This is a genomic window from Cytobacillus sp. GQ23 (assembly GCF_059758675.1).
Genome location: NZ_JCAXER010000090.1, coordinates 1 through 224, shown reverse-complemented (window position 1 = coordinate 224; position 224 = coordinate 1). Strand labels below are relative to the sequence as shown.

Annotated in this window: 1 pseudogene; it reads right to left on the bottom strand. The window is 34.8% G+C overall.

Annotated features, from left to right (window positions below):
- A pseudogene (locus AC6CHU_RS26040) lies at window positions 1-224 on the bottom strand (IS3-like element ISBth8 family transposase); the annotation flags it as partial.

The window sequence follows — 224 nt, the reverse complement described above, 5'->3', positions numbered from 1 at the left end:
TTCATCAATAATTTGAAACCTTTCGGATTTCAAGACCACTCCTTCCCGTGTAGATTTGGATTGCGCTTTTTTAGGTATTCGACCTGCGCTTTCAAATATGCATTCTCTTCTTCTAAGCTGTTAAAATTCTTTTTGTTCCAAAGTCCACGTTGATCTTCGAAGGATTCATTATTATTTACTTTTTTTACCCAATTCGCTATTTGGGCATCACTTTTAATTCCAAA